Below are 17,157 nucleotides of genomic sequence, written 5' to 3'. Positions count from 1 at the left end.
GTCGCGGATGTACGACAGTTTTTAAGATGCGGCAGGCTTTTCCGTTTCATTCCTGTGGCAAGACGGAGAAAACTGTTTTCAACGCCTACATATAAGGTTATCAGACAACCCTACAACACAAATCTGGTGGGAGACTGGAGAAGTGTCGTAATGGTAGCCAACGCCACGTTTTCGAGTAGGGTCGGCTGCGAGGCAAGGAGGAGCCTTCTAGATGCATATTGCAATCATCGGCGCTGCCGGCATGGTCGGGCGCAAACTAACGCAGCGCCTTTCAAACGACGGCCATCTCGGGGAAACTCCAGTTGAAAAACTGACACTTATCGATATCGTTGCAGCGGAACCTCCTAAAGGCTTTGCAGGATCGGTCGATACTCTGGCAGCAGATATATCCACCATGGAAACCGCTCAGAAGATCGTGTCAGGACGCCCTGACGTCATCTTCCACCTCGCGGCAATCGTGTCCGGTGAAGCAGAACTAGATTTCGATAAGGGGTATCGAATCAATCTGGATGGCACCCGCCATCTGTTCGATGCGATCAGGCGTGCACACATTGCTGACGGCTATAAGCCTCGCGTGGTTTTCACATCGTCCATTGCCGTTTTTGGTGCTCCGCTCCCCTACCCGATCCCTGATGAATTTCACACGACCCCGTTGACGAGCTACGGCACGCAGAAGGCTATCAGCGAACTTCTGTTGTCAGACTACACCCGGCGCGGTTTCTTCGACGGCATCGGCATTCGCCTGCCAACGATCTGCATACGCCCCGGCAAACCGAACAAGGCTGCATCCGGCTTTTTCTCCAATATCCTGCGTGAGCCACTCTCCGGGCAAGAAGCAATCTTGCCTGTTCCTGAAGATGTCCGGCATTGGCATGCTTCGCCGCGCTCAGCCGTCGGCTTTCTAATCCATGGAGCCACCATCGATACGGAAGCAGTTGGAGCACGTCGCAATCTTTCCATGCCGGGTCTCAGTGCGACTGTAGGCGAGCAGATTGAAGCATTACGTCGCGTTGCGGGGGAAAAGGCGGTAGGTCTGATCCGCCATGAGCCAGACGAAATGATCATGCGTATGGTTGCAGGCTGGGCTCCCGGTTTTGAAGCAAAACGCGCCCAGGCTCTTGGCTTCACCGCAGAAACATCCTTTGATGAGATCATTCGCGTTCACATCGAAGATGAAATGGGAGGCCAACGTTGACACGCAAGATCGCTTTTCTTGGAACCGGCCTGATGGGCGCACCAATGGCCAGTCGGCTTCTGGATGCAGGCTTTGATGTAACCGTCTGGAACCGGAACAGCGCCAAGGCTGCCCCTCTTGCTGAAAAAGGCGCCAAACTTGCTCAGTCTGCCGCTGAGGCAGCAGAGACCGCGGAATTAGTCATCACGATGTTGACCGATGGCCCGGCAGTACGCGACGTCCTTTTCGATCAAGGAGCCGCAGCAGCCTTGAAAAAAGGCAGTGCAGTCATTGACATGAGTTCAATTTCACCAGGCTTCGCACGCGAACATACCAAGCATCTAAAGGCAATTGACATCAATCACATCGATGCCCCGGTTTCCGGTGGCGTAGTGGGTGCCCAGGAAGGCACGCTTGCCATCATGGCCGGAGGAGATGAAGCGATCATCGCAGGCCTTGCCGATGTGTTCAAACCAATGGGACGCCTCACCCGCGTCGGCCCGTCAGGTGCCGGTCAACTCGCAAAACTTGCAAATCAGCAGATTGTCGCCGTAACTATCGGAGCAATCGCTGAAGCAATGGTTCTGGTTGAAAAAGGTGGTGGGTCGCGGGCAGCATTCCGCGACGCTATCCGCGGTGGTTTCTGTGAAAGCCGCATTCTCGAACTGCACGGCAAACGGATGATTGACCGAAGTTTTGAACCAGGCGGCACATCGCGCATCCAGCTCAAAGATCTCAATTCGATCCTCAAGACTGCGAGCGACCTATCGTTGAGCTTGCCATTGACCGAGACCGTACGCGAAGCCTTCGCAGCTTTCGTGGACGAAGGCGGTGGTGAGAAGGATCACAGCGCCCTGCTCCTTCATCTTGAAAAGCTCAATGAAGGTCAGAAAAGCTAGTTTGCAGGCAATCGAGCTGCATTGGGAGGTGCAATGAAGATCACCGCAATCGAAACCATCCGTATCGCCGAACGGCCAAACCTGTTGTGGGTGGAAGTTCATACGGACGAAGGAATTACCGGACTCGGTGAGACCTTTTTCATGTCCGAGACCGTCGAGGCCTATCTCCACGAATATGTTGCGCCGCGCGTTGTCGGTCGCGATCCTTTGCAGATTGATCTGCTGGCATCTGACCTTGTGGGTTATCTCGGTTTCCGTTCAACCGGCGCGGAAGTGCGCGGCAACTCCGCTTTCGATATTGCCCTGTGGGATCTATACGGCAAAGCTACCAACCTCCCGATTGCTCAACTTCTCGGCGGCTTCAGCCGTCAGTCCATCCGAACCTATAATACCTGCGCCGGAACTGAATACATCAAGAAGGCTACCGGCCAGCAATCCGCCAATTATGGTCTGGCGGGTGCTGGCGCTAATTGTGACGATCTTAATGGCTTCCTGCACCGCGCAGACGAGCTTGCGCTCTCGTTGCTGGACGAGGGCATAACGGCGATGAAAATCTGGCCATTCGACATGGCGGCAGAAAAGACACGCGGGCAGTATATCTCTCAACCTGATCTAAAGGCGGCATTACAGCCTTTCGAGAAAATCCGTGCAGCCGTCGGTGACCGCATGGATATCATGGTTGAATTTCATTCAATGTGGCAGCTCTTACCCGCCATGCAGATCGCCCGCGAACTCGCGCCTTTCAAGACCTTCTGGCACGAAGACCCGATCAAGATGGATAGTCTTGGCAGTCTCAAGCGCTATGCGGAAGCAAGCATAGCGCCGATCTGTGCCTCTGAAACACTGGGGAGTCGCTGGGCGTTCCGTGATCTTCTCGAAACGGGTGTAGCTGGCGTCGTCATGCTCGATTTGAGCTGGTGTGGCGGCATTTCAGAAGCCCGCAAAATTGCCGCCATGGCGGAAGCTTGGCATCTGCCGGTCGCGCCACATGATTGTACAGGACCAGTCGTTCTGTGTGCTTCAACACACCTGTCACTGAATGCACCGAATGCCCTCATTCAGGAAAGCGTCCGCGCATTCTACAAGACCTGGTATCGCGATCTGGTCACGGCCCTGCCCGAAGTGAAGAACGGGATGATCACGGTTCCACCCGGTGCGGGACTTGGCATGGAACTTCACCCAGAAATGGACAAGGCCTATACCGTCAGCCGAAGGAAAACAGATCGATCTAATTTTTGATGTTGGCTCGGCCTAAAGTCTGGACACAGCCCCAGACTGCTAATAACAATAACGCTCTTGTTGTCAGACATCCTGACAACATATGACCTATGGGAAAGGTCATGAAATGGGAGGATATCTGTGCAAGACAAGCGTGAAGTGAAAGCAACGGCGATTTTGCCCGAGGACAGCCATTCTGCGATCTTGATCGGTCGCGTATGGTCGAAAGCCGAAAACGGCCCTTGTCCAGTACTGGTAAAAGACGGTTATGTGCACGATATATCCAGCTTGTCCGCTACAGTTTCGGGTCTTCTGGAGCACAACTCACTGTTACGCGAGTTAGATGGCACAGAAAACTTCACCAATCTTGGCTCTCTGGACGATTTTCTTTCCGGTGATTGTGGAGAGTTGCTTGCTCCCATCGATCTGCAATCGATTAAAGCAGCCGGTGTCACCTTTGCTGACAGCATGCTTGAACGCGTGATCGAAGAACAGGCAAAAGGCGACCCCTCCCGCGCCCGTGAAATTCGCGAACGTCTGGCCCCTGTCATTGGCGACAATTTGAGAGGCGTCGCAGCTGGTTCCGAAAAGGCGGCGGAGGTTAAAGCGCTCCTTCAAGAAATGGGGCTCTGGTCACAATATCTGGAAGTGGGTATTGGCCCTGATGCAGAGATTTTCACCAAGTCCCAGCCGATGTCCGCCGTTGGATGCGGCACAACTGTCGGTATTCTACCGATTTCACAATGGAATAATCCTGAACCGGAAGTGGTTCTGGTCGTCGCTTCTGATGGACGCATTGTTGGAGCAACTCTGGGCAACGACGTCAATCTCAGGGACGTCGAAGGGCGTTCGGCTCTTTTGCTCGGCAAAGCCAAGGATAACAATGCGTCTTGCGCTATCGGCCCATTCATTCGCCTGTTCGATGGCGAATTCACCATGGACGTGTTGCGCAAGCTCAAGCTGTCGCTGACTGTTCACGGAGCTGACGGTTTCGAGATGACCGGCGAAAGCCCTATGGAAGCGATTAGTCGCGATCCTGAAAATCTTGCATCGCAGATGATGAACCGCAATCATCAATACCCAGACGGCGCCGTGTTGTTCCTCGGCACGATGTTCGCACCTGTCAAGGACCGTCGCGGTGTCGGACAAGGTTTCACACATGAAGTCGGCGATCGTGTGGAGATATCAACCCCCAAGCTCGGTCGCCTCGTCAATTGGGTCGACCGGACCGACAAATGTCCCGAATGGACATTCGGCATAAGGGCGCTGATCCGAAACCTGCAAGCGCGCAATCTGCTCGATAAAATTTGAGGACGGATATATGACGAAAGCCATAGACTTCTTCTACAAGATGCTTGGCGCAATTCTCGTCTTCCTCCTCGCCGGCATGGCCATTATGGTCTTCGTCAACGTGATTTTGCGCTACGCCGCAAATTCCGGATTGACCGTATCGGAAGAACTTGCGCGTTATTTCTTCGTCTGGGTATCGTTTCTCGGAGCCGTTCTTACTTTTCGCGAGAACAGCCATTTGGGCATCGAGACGCTCGTTGCCCGCTTCGGACGGCAGGGCCGCATTACCTGCATGGCGATCAGCTATCTGATCGTCGCACTGTGTTCGGGAATTTTCTTCTGGGGCACATGGAAACAATTCGACATCAACGCCAGCATGGTTGCACCCGTCACCGGGCTCTCGATGATCTGGGTTTACGGCGTCGGACTATTCACCGGCGGCGCAATGTTCATCATTGCGGCCGAGCGTTTCCTGCGCGCTGTCACCGGTCGTCTGACCGATGAGGAAATTGCCACCTTTGCGGGCGAACATTCGCTCGATCATCTGATGGAGTAAACGACATGACGCTTGTAGTATTTGTCGGCTCACTCCTCAGCGCTATGGCCATTGGTGTTCCGATCGCCTTCTCGCTTATGTTCTGCGGTGTCATTCTCATGTTGTACATGGGGATGTTCAACACGCAGATCATAGCGCAGAACATGATTGCTGGTGTTGACTCCTTCACCCTTCTGGCAATTCCGTTCTTCATTCTGGCTGGTGAACTAATGAATTCGGGCGGCTTGTCCCGTCGCATCATTGATTTCGCCATAGCTTGCGTTGGCCATATTCGAGGTGGTCTCGGTGTCGTTGCCATTCTTGCGGCCATCATTATGGCCAGCGTATCGGGTTCAGCTGCTGCAGATACTGCAGCGCTTGCCACGATCCTCGTCCCCATGATGGCGAAAGCGGGCTATAATATCCCGCGCTCTGCCGGACTGATGGCTGCCGGCGGCATTATCGCACCTGTTATCCCGCCATCTATGGCTATGATCGTATTCGGCGTTGCCGCCAATGTATCCATAACGCAGCTTTTCATGGCAGGCATTGTACCAGGTCTGATGATGGGTATCGCCCTGCTCTTCACGTGGCAGATCGTCGTCAGAAAAGACAACCTCAAAGTGCTTCCCAAGCAATCCGGCAAAGATCGGCTGCAAGCAACCGGACGCGCACTGTGGGCGCTGGGCATGCCAGTCATCATTCTAGGTGGCATACGTATGGGCGTCATGACACCGACGGAAGCAGCCGTGGTAGCCGCAGCCTACGCCCTCTTTGTCGGTATGTTCATCTACCGCGAGCTGCGGTTTGTCGATCTTTACGGCGTCTTCCTGCGAGCAGCCAAGACAACATCCATCATCATGTTTCTCGTCGCCTCGGCGCTGGTTTCGTCATGGCTGATAACGGCCGCAAATATTCCCGCAGAAATCAGTGGCTATATTGCACCGTTAATCGACAGCCCAAAACTGTTGATGTTTGCGATCATGATCCTGGTGCTGATTGTTGGAACGGCATTGGATCTCACGCCGACAATTCTCATCCTGACGCCAGTTCTGATGCCCATCGTGAAGCAGGCGGGTATTGATCCGGCTTATTTCGGTGTCCTGTTCATCATGAATAACAGTATCGGGCTTATCACGCCCCCAGTGGGCGTCGTGCTGAATGTCGTGAGCGGCGTCTCAAAGGTTCCGCTAGGAAAAGTGGTCGCAGGCGTAAATCCGTTCCTGATTTCGCAGGTGATCGTATTGTTGCTGCTGGTTCTGTTTCCAAGCCTCGTATTGGTACCCATGAACTGGCTTCATTAGGTTTAACATCAACTCTGGGAGGAGAGTTCAATGAGAAAACTGATTATGCTGGCAACGACCGCCCTTGTGGCGGGAGCGCTAACCGTTCCTGCATTTGCAGAGTTTCAGGATCGCAATATTCGCGTTTCGAACGGCATTAACGAGGATCATCCCGTCGGCAATGGCATCAAGGCAATGAATGAATGTCTTGCTGAAAAGTCCGGCGGCAAGATGAAGATAACTGCGTTCTGGGGCGGTGCACTCGGAGGTGATTTGCAGGCCACACAGGCACTGCGTTCCGGTGTGCAGGAAGGCGTCGTCACGTCGTCATCGCCGCTCGTTGGCATCGTTCCTGCACTTGGCGTCTTCGATCTGCCATTTCTCTTCGCAAATGATAAAGAAGCAGACGCCGTCGTCGATGGCCCCTTCGGCAAGATGATGGACGAAAAGCTTGCTGCTGTTGGCCTCGTCAATCTGGCCTATTGGGAAAATGGCTTCCGAAATCTTTCGAACTCAAAACATCCCGTCAACAAGTGGGAAGATTTCAGCGGCATGAAAGTCCGCGTGATGCAGAACAACATCTTCCTCGACACATTCCAGAACTTTGGTGCCAACGCTACTCCGATGGCTTTCGGTGAAATTTTCTCAGCGCTGGAAACAAAGGCTATCGATGCACAGGAAAACCCTTACGTCACAATCGATACGTCCAAGTTCTACGAAGTGCAGAAATACGTAACGGAAACGAAACATGCCTATACACCGTTTCTGTTCCTTTACTCCAAGCCGATCTTCGACACGTACTCACCGGAAGAACAGGCCGCCTTGCGTGAGTGTGCCGTAGTCGGTCGCGACGTTGAACGCAAAGTCATTCGCGAACTGAACCAGAAGTCGCTCGAGAAGATCAAGGAAGCGGGCCTGGAAGTAAACACACTGTCACCGGAAGAGCATGCTCGCATGCTTGAGAAGTCCCAGCCGATCTATGCCAAATATAAGTCCCAGATCGGCGATGACATTATCGACGCAGTGCAAAAGCAGCTTGGTGAAATCCGCAAATAGTAAAAGCCTGAACCAAAAGAACAGGCCGCGCTCTTTGCGCGGCCTGTTTCATTTCATTCAGGCTGCTTTCAGGCGGTTGTTGACGCGTTCAGCCAACTTGCGAGCACGTACAAGACTGTCGGCTTGGTCGGTACTGAAACGATCTTCTCCGATTTCCATGATCAGGAATGTATCGGGCAAAAAAGTCAGTTCGTCGAAAATTTCTTCCCACGGAATATCACCCCAGCCGATCGGCAGGTGCAGATCGCCGATACCGAGTGCTGTTGCCTCGGCAGGATGATAAAACTTGGTCATCGTATAAGGACGGCCAAAACTATCGTGAACGTGCAGATGTCCGGTCACAGGAGCCATAGCGCGAATTTGCGGACGCCAGTCAATCCCCAGACGTGTGCATTCAATATAGGCATGGCTGAAATCGATCAGACCGCAAACGGAAGAATGATTGACCGCAACTACTGTTTCGGCAACCTGAGCCGGTGTCTGGCGATATTCAGCATCGCTCATCGCGAAAATATTCTCCAGCGCGATCCGGACGCCATAAGTTTTCGCAAGCTCCGCCATTTCGGCGAGCGCGTCCCGTTCCATCTTGTCGAGGTCGGGAATACGAGAAAGTGCAGGCATCGGAGCATGGCCGGAGTGATGAACCAGAACTTCCGCTCCGACACGGTCACAGAGTTCCAGCATCGCCCGAACAACCGCCTTTTGATAATCCAGATGCTCTCGATCCATGAAGTTGGAAACAATCTGTCCGTGAACGCTGTAGCGCATGTCGAACTGTCTGGTGATATCGATGAGACGATCCACGCGATGCGGAATGAGACGACCGCCTGAGATTATTTCCTCGCCATATAGCGACAGTTCGACAGCTTCCGAACCGAGTTCGACGATATTGCGGATTGCGCCCTCAAGCGTGCTGAAATTACCGTCACCCGTAGGGGTGCAGAAGCCAATCGCTGATATTGTATGGTCAGAGGTCATGATGCTCGTCCTGTCAGACATGAAAAATGCGCGAGCCGAATATCCGGCATCGCGCATCCCCTCTGGCATGTGCCTATTTCAGGCGTATGACCATATGAAACGATTTCTCCTCAATTGAGAGGAATAGCGTTTCCATCTTTGCTCGCCTGATAAGTGCCGGACAATTCGTCATACTTGGCGAAAATAGCATCGAGCCTTTTGCCGAGACGATGGCGGTCAGCGTCTGGTAGCGACGCAACCATCTTCGGAATCGAATGACTGTGCCAGAAGGTATTATCGCGGTTATACCCACCCGGCTCCAGCGTGAAGACTTCCTTGAGAATCTTCAAGTCGTGAGGGATCGAGAAAGCATCTCGTGAATCCTCATGGCTGAACAGGTAGTAAAAATTGTCGAAACCGCTCCAGGTAATGGCCGAAAGGCACATGGAGCAAGGTTCATGAGTGGAAAGAAAGACCATGTCTTTCGTATCCGGACGTCCATTCTCCGGCATTTCGTAGAAACGCTTCAAAGTGTGCACTTCACCGTGCCAGAGCGGGTTTTCAGTCTCGTTGTTGGTTTCCGCAAGAACAAGGGATAGATCTGATTTGCGCAACAAAGCTGCGCCGAAAACCTTGTTGCCTTCCGCAACACCTCGTTCGGTCAGCGGAATGACATCCTGCTCAATAACGTCGATCAGTTTTTCAAGCAGTTTCAGTTCATCTGTTTGCACAGTTCTATTCCTCCCGATGTTGCAGAAAAGCGCCGGACCGTTTCGGTCCGACGCATCTATTGTTACTCCGCAAAGAATGCGAAGCGGATGACGAAGAGTGCAGCAACCAACCAGGTCGCAAGATGCACATCACGTGCCTTGCCGGTGAAGGCCTTGAGCACGACGTAGCTGATGAAACCGAAGGCGAGACCGTTTGCGATCGAATAGGTGAACGGGATAGCCAAAGCCGTCAGTGCAGCAGGCGCGGCTTCCGTTACATCGTGCCATTCGATCTCAGTCAGTTCACGCATCATCAAGCAAGCGACGTAGATCAGAGCCGGTGCCGTAGCATAGGCCGGAACCGAACCGGCGAGCGGCGAAATGAACAAGGCTGCAAGGAAAAGGAGTGCAACAACCAGAGCCGTCAGACCCGTGCGACCGCCAGCCTGAACGCCAGACGCGCTTTCAACATAAGCTGTCGTAGAAGACGTACCGAGAAGCGAGCCACCAAGGATTGCCGTGCTATCGGCAAAAAGGGCGCGTCCGAGACGGTTTGGTTTACCCGGTTCGATCAGACCACCACGCTTTGCCACGCCAATCAGCGTGCCAGTGGCGTCAAAAACTTCAACCAGTACGAAAACCAGAATGACGTGCAGAATGCCGGTATGCAGAGCGCCCATCACATCAAGCTGAAGGAACGTTGGCGCCAAGCTCGGAGGAGCCGAGAAAACGCCGCCGAACTGGCTGATACCGAGAGCAATCGATGCGACGGTGACGACAAGAATACCGATGAGGATCGCACCGCGAACTTTCAGGGCATCCAACACTGCAATGATGAAGAAACCGGCGATCGCCAGCAGCGGGCCAGCTTTCGTCAGATCCCCCAGACCGACCAAAGTTGCCTGGTTGCCAACAACCACCCCAGCGCTTTTGAGGCCGATCAGGGCCAGGAACATGCCGATACCCGCAGCAATTGCGCTACGTAGCGAATGCGGAATGCCTTCGACCAACCAGCGGCGTACACCCGTCACCGTCAAGATCAGGAAGATAATGCCGGAAATGAAAACGGCACCAAGCGCCTGCTGCCAGGAAAAGCCCATCGCCCCGACCACAGTGAAGGCGAAGAAGGCATTGAGCCCCATGCCGGGCGCCATGCCGATAGGCCAGTTCGCAACGAGCGCCATAATGATCGAGCCGAGAGCTGCCGCAAGGCAGGTGGCAACGAAAACAGCGTTTCGATCCATACCCGTAGTGGACAGAATGTCCGGGTTTACGAAGATGATGTAAGACATCGTCAGGAAGGTCGTCACGCCGGCAATGATTTCCGTTCTCGCCGTAGTGCCGTGTTCCTGTAATTTGAACAGCTTTTCGAGCATCGTCCCTCCAAGGCAAGCGCCCGTCAATTGGCGCCTCAGTTCGCGTTAATTCACGACGCGCAACTTGTTGCGCTTCGTAAAGAGCCGAGCTGAGGCAACCTATGCGATTGCCATAATGTTAGTTGCCGCTGCAGATTTGCAGTCGGACAAGTTCCCCATACACCCATCACGGACAAAAGCACAGTTCTGCCGCGTGAATGCCAGTTTGTTGACATGATTTAGTGTGGACTGAGATTTCATCACGCGCCAGTCACTCATTTGCCGGGAAATATTTGAAACAGATTCAAAAAAGACAATTTGCGAGAGGGGCGCGATTATTTCTAACTAACTGATTGAAATGGGCTTTGTAAGAGCAAAGCCGTGCCATACATGCCAAGAGCAAAAAAAGTATGTGCAATAAGATTGAGCAAACGTACATTACCCGCATTCGGCAATTTTGAAGCCGCCCAACCGATTCCCAAACCGGGTTGCAACAAAAACCACCCTGCCGATACTGTCAGTATACCGAAAATCCAAACCGGCAAAAAGACCGGGTCGGAAAACCATTCCGCACCACCATAAATGGCAAAGATGACACCGTAAAGAATACCGACCGCATAATGCCCAATCCAGCCAAGTGCTACTTCATGCTTATAGGGCTTGGCATCAGAAATATTATCGTGGAAAATTTGCCCGTGGCGGAGATGCCAGAACCAGCGACCGACCAGCCCCCAATTCGGGCGCCTCTGCCCTGGTATTGCGGCCAGTATCAGCGCCCACAAGTCCATTACGACGGTTGCGCCAATTCCAATCAAAATCCCGCGCCAGATAATATCCATACTGTATCTGCCTTTGCGTCATCGGGCGGCCAGATAAGCCTGACACCGCCCGATGCGCAAGAGCTAGATTGCGTGCACTCCTGCATTCCACGCAATACTGACTAGCAATAATTTAGAACAATAAACGCAACACCAACCGGCAATAGACATTGCTATGAAATATGAGGCGATGAAGTTTAGCAAACAAACCGCAGTTTAAAACGGAAACGCCGTATCTTCATCGCCTGCCCCCGCAAATACAAGCTGGCGGAAAATTGCGTTGGCGACAACAGCGATCTGTCCCAAAATGGTACGGATTATGTCTCATTAGCGATAAACAGCTGAATAATGAGCGGGCAAGAAACTAAAGCTGTAACGACTGGGAAAGCGGCATCGCGCAGTCAGAACCACAGACCTTCAGGTCAAGAAACTATTTAAGGGGCAACGCATAAAACAAAAGCGCCGGGACTGGAGACCGACGCTTTGTTACTTTATTCGATTTTCACTTATGGGGCGATCTTTCGAGAGAAACGCCATAAGCTATTACTTACCGAAAACGGCGCTGTGAATCTGCGAACGCGAAACACCGATATCGGCAAGAAGATGGTCGTCCATTGCACCGAGCTCACGGATAGCGCGGCGGCGGGACACGAACTGCTGTACTTTCTGACGAATGTTCATTTGCTTTCTCCTCGTTTGGATGATTATCAGATAGGCGTTTGCCCAAATTTCCACCACGGATATGATTGCAAATGAGGCATGCGTTTTTGCTTGAGCTCAAAACCTTGAAAAGGTCGAATTTACTTCTTTTCCAAGCAATGGCCCAATTATAGTCTTAAATGCGAATTTTCAGAAAAGCCTTTTGCCAATAAGCTTCTAATCGATTAAGGGAGCGGCAGGAACGAACTCCTCCCCCCGTTTCTTTCGGACATTGACATGCTTTACGGTATTTTTCTCGCGTTTGCGTCCTATGCGGCATTCGCTGTAAGCGACGCCTGCGTCAAGTTTCTTGATGGCACGCTGTCACCTTACGAAGTGGCATTCTTCGGCGCTGTACTTGGTCTGCTGGCTATTCCATTTACAAAGAAAGCTGACGATGTCTGGCGCGATATGTTTCGCACCACCAATATCAAAATGTGGCTATTGCGAACCGTAACGGCGGCTATGGGAACAATAGGAAGCGTTACGGCATTCACACATCTCTCTATGGCGGAAGCCTTCGCGCTCATTTTCCTTCTTCCAGCCTACGTGACTATACTTTCAGTAGTATTCTTGAAGGAACAGGTTGGCTGGCGGCGATGGTCAGCGGTTCTGATCGGCTTTATCGGCGTTCTGATTGTGCTCCGTCCCGGGTTCAGGGAGCTCTCGATCGGCCACCTAGGCGCACTGGCGGCTGGCATGGGCGGTGCGATGAGCATCATCATCTTCCGCGTCATGGGTAAACATGAAAAGCGCATATCGCTTTATACAAGCGGACTTGTCGGCCCGATCATCATCTGCGGGTTTTTGATGGTCCCGTCCTACGAGCCACCAAATACCGAGCAATGGGTTTATCTCGCAGGCTATGGCCTTCTCGCCGCGCTAGCCAATATCCTGCTGATGCTTGCAGCCCAACGTGCGCCAGCAAGTGCAATTGCGTCCCCACAGTATAGCCAGATGATATGGGCGATCCTTTTCGGATATTTTGTTTTCCACGATCACATAGATATGCCCATGCTGATCGGCATCGTTCTCATTACCATTTCCGGTCTCTTCACCTTTATCCGCGAAAGGCAACGCGGTGTCGAGGGGCCTCCGGCTGTCGTCACATCGGAACCAACTCCCGCGCTTGTTGAAGACAAGGCCGAACAATCTTGAAAGCGAACAGTGACAAGTTCGCGCTTGTCTCCGGCGTTGCCTGCTCCTACGATATAGGTAGCCTGTCCACGGTTGATGAAATAACGCTTCAAACAGAAGTGCTTAGGACGTTAACCTGATTCAACCATATCAAGACGCTTTGAGCATTTTTCCGATAACGATTTGTGTTTGACAGCGCTCTGACGCGGGCAGAAGCACGAGAAATATATTGTCAAAGGACTAGGGAAATGACCGATAAACGCGCGATGTGGACCTATTACAAGGGCGAATGGCGTGAAGGCGATGTTCGCATTCTCGGTGCAGCCTCACAAGCGACCTGGCTTGGTTCGCTGGTATTTGATGGTGCACGCCTCTTTGAAGGCGTAACACCAGACCTTGACCGCCATTCTGCCCGCGCCAATGATTCAGCTCGTGTTTTGGGATTAGAACCGACACTTTCCGCCAATGACATCGAGACGCTTGCGCGTGAGGGCCTGAAAAAGTTCACGCCTGGAACAGACGTTTATATCCGCCCCATGTACTGGGCAGAAGAAGGTGACGCCAGCGCAGTCGCTCCGCTCGCATCGTCAACGGATTTTGCACTCTGCCTTGAAGCGATCCCCATGGTCGAGCCGAAGGGTTTCACGGTCACCACGACATCGTTCCGTCGGCCATATCTGGAAGTCATGCCGGTCAATGCCAAGGCCGCCTGCCTTTATCCGAACAACGCGCGCATGCTGCGCGAGGCAAAGGCAAAAGGCTTTCACAATGCGCTGGTGACCGACGTGCTTGGCAACGTTGCGGAGACAGCAACCTCAAACGTCTTCATGGTACGTGGTGGCGAGGTTTTCACACCAGCGCCCAATGGTACATTCCTCAACGGCATTACTCGCCAGCGCGTAATCGGGCTTTTGCGCACAGCAGGCGTCACCGTCCATGAAACCACTTTGAAGATCGAAGATTTCCGCGAAGCGGATGAAATCTTCTCGACAGGCAATATGAGCAAAGTTGTGCCAATTGTCGGTTTTGATGATCGCAAACTTGAATATGGACCACTGACGAAGCGGGCGCGGGCGCTTTACTGGGAATGGGCCCACGCCTGACATCCAATCACAACATCTCTGGCCCAACGCCGGAGATGTTTTCTCCCCCCACCGCAAAGCTGCCCTATCACATGCTCGAACACACGCCTCTTTTTCTCACAATCGCAGTCATTGCGGCATTTCTTGTTGGGCTTTCGAAAGGTGGGTTGCCGTCCGTCGGTACGCTCGCGGTTCCTTTGATGGCGCTGGTCATATCGCCGGTCACCGCCGCCGCACTTTTGCTTCCGATCTATGTCATCAGCGACATGTTTGGCCTATATCTTTATCGCCATCACTTCTCGGCACGCAATCTTGCAATCCTGACCCCAGCAGCAATTCTCGGCGTTGGCGTTGGTTGGATGTTCAGCGCACATCTTTCTCCTACCTTCATCGGAATGCTGGTCGGCTTGGTCGGCATCCTTTTCTGCTTCAATGCTTGGTTCGGGGCGCGTTACCGCAAAAGCGCGCGAAAGGCGGATGTTCCTGGCGGCGTCTTTTGGGGCGTTCTCACAGGTCTGACCAGCTTTGTCTCTCATTCCGGGGCGCCACCGTTCCAGATGTACGTGCTGCCGCAGCATCTTCCAAAACTCGTCTTCGCCGGCACCTCGACTATTCTTTTTGCCATCGTCAACGCCGCAAAACTCGTTCCCTACTGGCAGTTGCAGCAGTTCTCCAATCTCGATACCTCGCTCGGCCTTTGGTTGGTCCCTGCCGCAGTCATCGGCACCTTCGTCGGTGCCAAACTAACCCGGATAATGCCCGACGGTCCGTTTTTCCTGCTCGTGCAGCTGACCTTGTTTGGACTTTCCATCAAGCTGATTGCCGACTGGATCGTGCCTTATTTCTTCGGTTGAATACACCCGACGACCGCTTGCAACACATCATCCCTTCAGTCACGATGCGCTCATCGAGCGCCTTTTGGGAGAGAGGAAGCGGGGATGGAGAATGCGGATGCAATCATCATCGGTGCCGGATTAGCTGGGCTTGTTGCCGCTCATGAGTTGGCTCTTGCGGGTCGCAAAGTCATTCTTCTCGAACAGGAAGGTGACAATTCCATTGGTGGACAAGCGTTCTGGTCACTCGGCGGATTATTTATGGTCGACAGCCCGGAACAGCGTCGCCTTGGCATCAAGGACAATATCGACCTCGCGCGGCAGGACTGGTTCGGATCGGCACAATTTGACCGGCCGGAAGATCGTTGGCCGAAACGCTGGGCCGAATCCTATCTGGAGTTTGCCGCAGGAGAAATGCGCTCATGGCTGCATGGTCTCGGCATGCGCTGGTTTCCTGTTGTTGGCTGGGCGGAGCGTGGCGGAGCAAAAGCCGATGGTCACGGCAATTCAGTGCCACGCTTTCATGTAACCTGGGGAACAGGACCTGCTGTCGTAGCACCATTTGAACGATCGCTCCGTGCAGCAATCAGCAAAGGGCTCATAACCCTAAAATGCCGTCATAGAGTCAATAGTATCGCCACTACCGGCGGGCGCGTCAGTGGTGTCTATGGAGAGGTGCTGGTGCCATCGACTGTCGAGCGCGGGCAATCTTCGTCACGCGACACCATTGGCGAATTTGCCTATTTTGCTGACTGTGTAATCGTCACATCTGGCGGCATAGGCGGTGACCCCGACAAGGTTCGAAGGGCATGGCCGCGCGACAGGCTCGGCATTCCCCCGAAAGAAATGGTATTGGGAGTACCAGCTCATGTTGATGGACGCGGCATAGATATTGCCGTGGCTGCGGGCGGGCATGTCATCAATGCTGATCGCATGTGGCACTATACGGAAGGCGTGCGAAACTGGAACCCGATCTGGCCGAACCATGGCATTCGCATTCTGCCGGGGCCTTCTTCCATTTGGTTCGACGCTAAGGGCAATCGTCTTCCCGCTCCCTATCTTCCTGGCTTCGACACTCTTGGCACGCTCAAACATATTCTTTCGACCGGCTACGACTATTCGTGGTTCATCCTGACCGAAAAAATCATCCGCAAAGAGTTCTCTCTGTCCGGATCGGAACAAAATCCGGACCTCACGGGCAAAAACTGGAAGCTTTTGCTTAAAAGTCGCCTCGGTAAAGCGCCACCGCCGCCGGTCCAAGCCTTTCTCGATAACGGAGCAGATTTCATCACAGCTGGAACACTGGATGAGCTCATTGCAAAAATGAACGGTTTGACGGGAGAGAAGCTTCTGAAGCCTGACCATATCCGTGATCAAATCCAAGCGCGAGATCGCGAGATCGTCAACCGCTACTCCAAGGATGCTCAGGTGATGGCGGTCCATAATGCCCGAGCCTATATCGGTGACCGTCTCACGCGCGCCGTGCCGCTGCATTCTCTGCTGGAACCCTCCAACGGTCCGCTTATTGCCGTCAAACTTCATATTCTGACACGCAAGACACTTGGCGGTTTACATACCGATATGGACGCCCAAGTTCTCAATGCGGCAGGAGAAAAGGTGCCCGGTCTATACGCTGCAGGCGAAGCTGCAGGCTTCGGCGGTGGCGGCTATCATGGGTACAATGCACTTGAAGGCACATTCCTCGGCGGCTGCATCTTTTCCGGACGAACGGCCGGTCGTGCAGCTGCCGCGGCAACATCGCTCTAGTGAAAGACAAGACGGCAACATCGGCCTTTATCGACCGCATTCCATATATGAGTTTTTTATTTTTTGAAGCAGCGCTCGCTCTCGAAACCCTATGCAATGCGGCAACATAATGTCCCTGTAAGAAACAGGGAGCCCTTTCGGGCAATTCAGGCATGACTATGGATTTCGCCGTCCTTGCAATCGGCATCGGCTTCTTCGCGCTGCTGTTCGGCTATCTGCGCATCTGCGAAAGGCTTTGAGGCGTCGCCATGATGATCGAATATGTCGCTGGCGCCTTGGTTGCAGCCTTTATAGCCGCTTATCTCCTTTACGCGCTCATACGACCGGAGCGGTTCTAGGCCGAT

General features: G+C 53.2%; 17 protein-coding genes. 12 read left to right on the top strand and 5 right to left on the bottom strand.

The window, feature by feature from the left end; all coding sequences use genetic code 11:
* Positions 1–211 precede the first annotated feature (211 nt).
* From denD to LJ361_RS14680, 7 genes are all read left to right on the top strand, one after another.
* A complete protein-coding gene (gene denD, locus LJ361_RS14710) occupies positions 212–1,195 on the top strand; it encodes a D-erythronate dehydrogenase (RefSeq protein ID WP_010658946.1) in 984 nt (327 codons plus the stop codon).
* A gap of 32 nt (positions 1,196–1,227) precedes the next feature.
* Positions 1,228–2,073 carry an NAD(P)-dependent oxidoreductase gene (locus tag LJ361_RS14705; protein ID WP_050897430.1) on the top strand — a complete coding sequence of 282 codons (846 nt, stop codon included), beginning with the start codon at positions 1,228–1,230 and terminating at the stop codon, positions 2,071–2,073.
* 33 nt (positions 2,074–2,106) lie between these two features.
* On the top strand, positions 2,107–3,312 hold the full coding sequence (locus LJ361_RS14700) for a mandelate racemase/muconate lactonizing enzyme family protein (RefSeq protein ID WP_010658948.1): 1,206 nt from the start codon (positions 2,107–2,109) through the stop codon (positions 3,310–3,312).
* A 120-nt stretch (positions 3,313–3,432) separates the two neighbouring features.
* Positions 3,433–4,602, top strand: a complete 1,170-nt coding sequence (locus LJ361_RS14695; RefSeq protein WP_010658949.1) for a fumarylacetoacetate hydrolase family protein — start codon at positions 3,433–3,435, stop codon at positions 4,600–4,602.
* Between the two features lie 10 nt (positions 4,603–4,612).
* Complete coding sequence (locus tag LJ361_RS14690) at positions 4,613–5,137, top strand: TRAP transporter small permease (protein ID WP_010658950.1); 525 nt, start codon at positions 4,613–4,615, stop codon at positions 5,135–5,137.
* 5 nt (positions 5,138–5,142) lie between these two features.
* Complete coding sequence (locus tag LJ361_RS14685; RefSeq protein ID WP_010658951.1) at positions 5,143–6,420, top strand: TRAP transporter large permease; 1,278 nt, start codon at positions 5,143–5,145, stop codon at positions 6,418–6,420.
* Positions 6,421–6,450: 30 nt separating this feature from the next.
* The gene (locus LJ361_RS14680; protein WP_010658952.1) at positions 6,451–7,455 is read left to right on the top strand and encodes a TRAP transporter substrate-binding protein; all 1,005 of its coding nucleotides are present in this window, start codon (positions 6,451–6,453) and stop codon (positions 7,453–7,455) included.
* 57 nt (positions 7,456–7,512) lie between these two features.
* Here LJ361_RS14680 and LJ361_RS14675 read toward each other — a convergent pair whose 3' ends face one another.
* From LJ361_RS14675 to LJ361_RS14655, 5 genes are all read right to left on the bottom strand, one after another.
* Positions 7,513–8,433, bottom strand: a complete 921-nt coding sequence (locus tag LJ361_RS14675; protein ID WP_264811834.1) for a sugar phosphate isomerase/epimerase family protein — start codon at positions 8,431–8,433, stop codon at positions 7,513–7,515.
* A 110-nt stretch (positions 8,434–8,543) separates the two neighbouring features.
* Positions 8,544–9,143, bottom strand: a complete 600-nt coding sequence (locus tag LJ361_RS14670; RefSeq protein ID WP_010658954.1) for a nucleoside deaminase — start codon at positions 9,141–9,143, stop codon at positions 8,544–8,546.
* Between the two features lie 62 nt (positions 9,144–9,205).
* Positions 9,206–10,498, bottom strand: a complete 1,293-nt coding sequence (locus LJ361_RS14665) for an NCS2 family permease (protein ID WP_010658955.1) — start codon at positions 10,496–10,498, stop codon at positions 9,206–9,208.
* 320 nt (positions 10,499–10,818) lie between these two features.
* Positions 10,819–11,316 (bottom strand): DUF2938 domain-containing protein, encoded by a 498-nt coding sequence (locus LJ361_RS14660; protein ID WP_036578490.1) that lies wholly within the window; start codon positions 11,314–11,316, stop codon positions 10,819–10,821.
* 522 nt (positions 11,317–11,838) lie between these two features.
* Positions 11,839–11,976 (bottom strand): DUF1127 domain-containing protein, encoded by a 138-nt coding sequence (locus LJ361_RS14655; protein WP_010658957.1) that lies wholly within the window; start codon positions 11,974–11,976, stop codon positions 11,839–11,841.
* Positions 11,977–12,231: 255 nt separating this feature from the next.
* Between LJ361_RS14655 and LJ361_RS14650 the strand changes: the two genes are divergently transcribed.
* From LJ361_RS14650 to kdpF, 5 genes are all read left to right on the top strand, one after another.
* On the top strand, positions 12,232–13,152 hold the full coding sequence (locus tag LJ361_RS14650) for a DMT family transporter (RefSeq protein ID WP_010658958.1): 921 nt from the start codon (positions 12,232–12,234) through the stop codon (positions 13,150–13,152).
* Positions 13,153–13,379: 227 nt separating this feature from the next.
* Positions 13,380–14,234, top strand: coding sequence for a branched-chain amino acid aminotransferase (locus tag LJ361_RS14645; protein WP_029375981.1), 855 nt, complete (start codon positions 13,380–13,382; stop codon positions 14,232–14,234).
* 71 nt (positions 14,235–14,305) lie between these two features.
* Positions 14,306–15,067, top strand: coding sequence for a sulfite exporter TauE/SafE family protein (locus LJ361_RS14640; RefSeq protein ID WP_010658960.1), 762 nt, complete (start codon positions 14,306–14,308; stop codon positions 15,065–15,067).
* Between the two features lie 84 nt (positions 15,068–15,151).
* Positions 15,152–16,813, top strand: coding sequence for an FAD-binding dehydrogenase (locus tag LJ361_RS14635; RefSeq protein WP_264811831.1), 1,662 nt, complete (start codon positions 15,152–15,154; stop codon positions 16,811–16,813).
* 248 nt (positions 16,814–17,061) lie between these two features.
* Positions 17,062–17,151 (top strand): K(+)-transporting ATPase subunit F, encoded by a 90-nt coding sequence (gene kdpF, locus LJ361_RS14630; RefSeq protein WP_036578495.1) that lies wholly within the window; start codon positions 17,062–17,064, stop codon positions 17,149–17,151.
* Positions 17,152–17,157: the final 6 nt, after the last annotated feature.

It is taken from the genome of Brucella sp. JSBI001 (assembly GCF_026014005.1).
Taxonomy (GTDB): Bacteria; Pseudomonadota; Alphaproteobacteria; order Rhizobiales; family Rhizobiaceae; genus Brucella; species Brucella anthropi.
Note: the sequence above shows the minus strand (reverse complement) of the source record. Positions and strands in the feature narration are given on the sequence as shown.

What these genes read in the sequence shown, in the direction of transcription:
- LJ361_RS14635 (WP_264811831.1), top strand. Translation starts at nt 15,152, where the DNA reads ATGGAGAATGCGGATGCAATCATCATCGGTGCCGGATTAGCTGGGCTT.
- LJ361_RS14675 (WP_264811834.1), bottom strand. Translation starts at nt 8,433, where the DNA reads ATGACCTCTGACCATACAATATCAGCGATTGGCTTCTGCACCCCTACG.
- LJ361_RS14680 (WP_010658952.1), top strand. Translation starts at nt 6,451, where the DNA reads ATGAGAAAACTGATTATGCTGGCAACGACCGCCCTTGTGGCGGGAGCG.
- LJ361_RS14660 (WP_036578490.1), bottom strand. Translation starts at nt 11,316, where the DNA reads ATGGATATTATCTGGCGCGGGATTTTGATTGGAATTGGCGCAACCGTC.
- LJ361_RS14640 (WP_010658960.1), top strand. Translation starts at nt 14,306, where the DNA reads ATGCTCGAACACACGCCTCTTTTTCTCACAATCGCAGTCATTGCGGCA.
- LJ361_RS14665 (WP_010658955.1), bottom strand. Translation starts at nt 10,498, where the DNA reads ATGCTCGAAAAGCTGTTCAAATTACAGGAACACGGCACTACGGCGAGA.
- kdpF (WP_036578495.1), top strand. Translation starts at nt 17,062, where the DNA reads ATGATGATCGAATATGTCGCTGGCGCCTTGGTTGCAGCCTTTATAGCC.
- denD (WP_010658946.1), top strand. Translation starts at nt 212, where the DNA reads ATGCATATTGCAATCATCGGCGCTGCCGGCATGGTCGGGCGCAAACTA.
- LJ361_RS14650 (WP_010658958.1), top strand. Translation starts at nt 12,232, where the DNA reads ATGCTTTACGGTATTTTTCTCGCGTTTGCGTCCTATGCGGCATTCGCT.
- LJ361_RS14685 (WP_010658951.1), top strand. Translation starts at nt 5,143, where the DNA reads ATGACGCTTGTAGTATTTGTCGGCTCACTCCTCAGCGCTATGGCCATT.
- LJ361_RS14705 (WP_050897430.1), top strand. Translation starts at nt 1,228, where the DNA reads ATGGGCGCACCAATGGCCAGTCGGCTTCTGGATGCAGGCTTTGATGTA.
- LJ361_RS14700 (WP_010658948.1), top strand. Translation starts at nt 2,107, where the DNA reads ATGAAGATCACCGCAATCGAAACCATCCGTATCGCCGAACGGCCAAAC.
- LJ361_RS14645 (WP_029375981.1), top strand. Translation starts at nt 13,380, where the DNA reads ATGACCGATAAACGCGCGATGTGGACCTATTACAAGGGCGAATGGCGT.
- LJ361_RS14690 (WP_010658950.1), top strand. Translation starts at nt 4,613, where the DNA reads ATGACGAAAGCCATAGACTTCTTCTACAAGATGCTTGGCGCAATTCTC.
- LJ361_RS14655 (WP_010658957.1), bottom strand. Translation starts at nt 11,976, where the DNA reads ATGAACATTCGTCAGAAAGTACAGCAGTTCGTGTCCCGCCGCCGCGCT.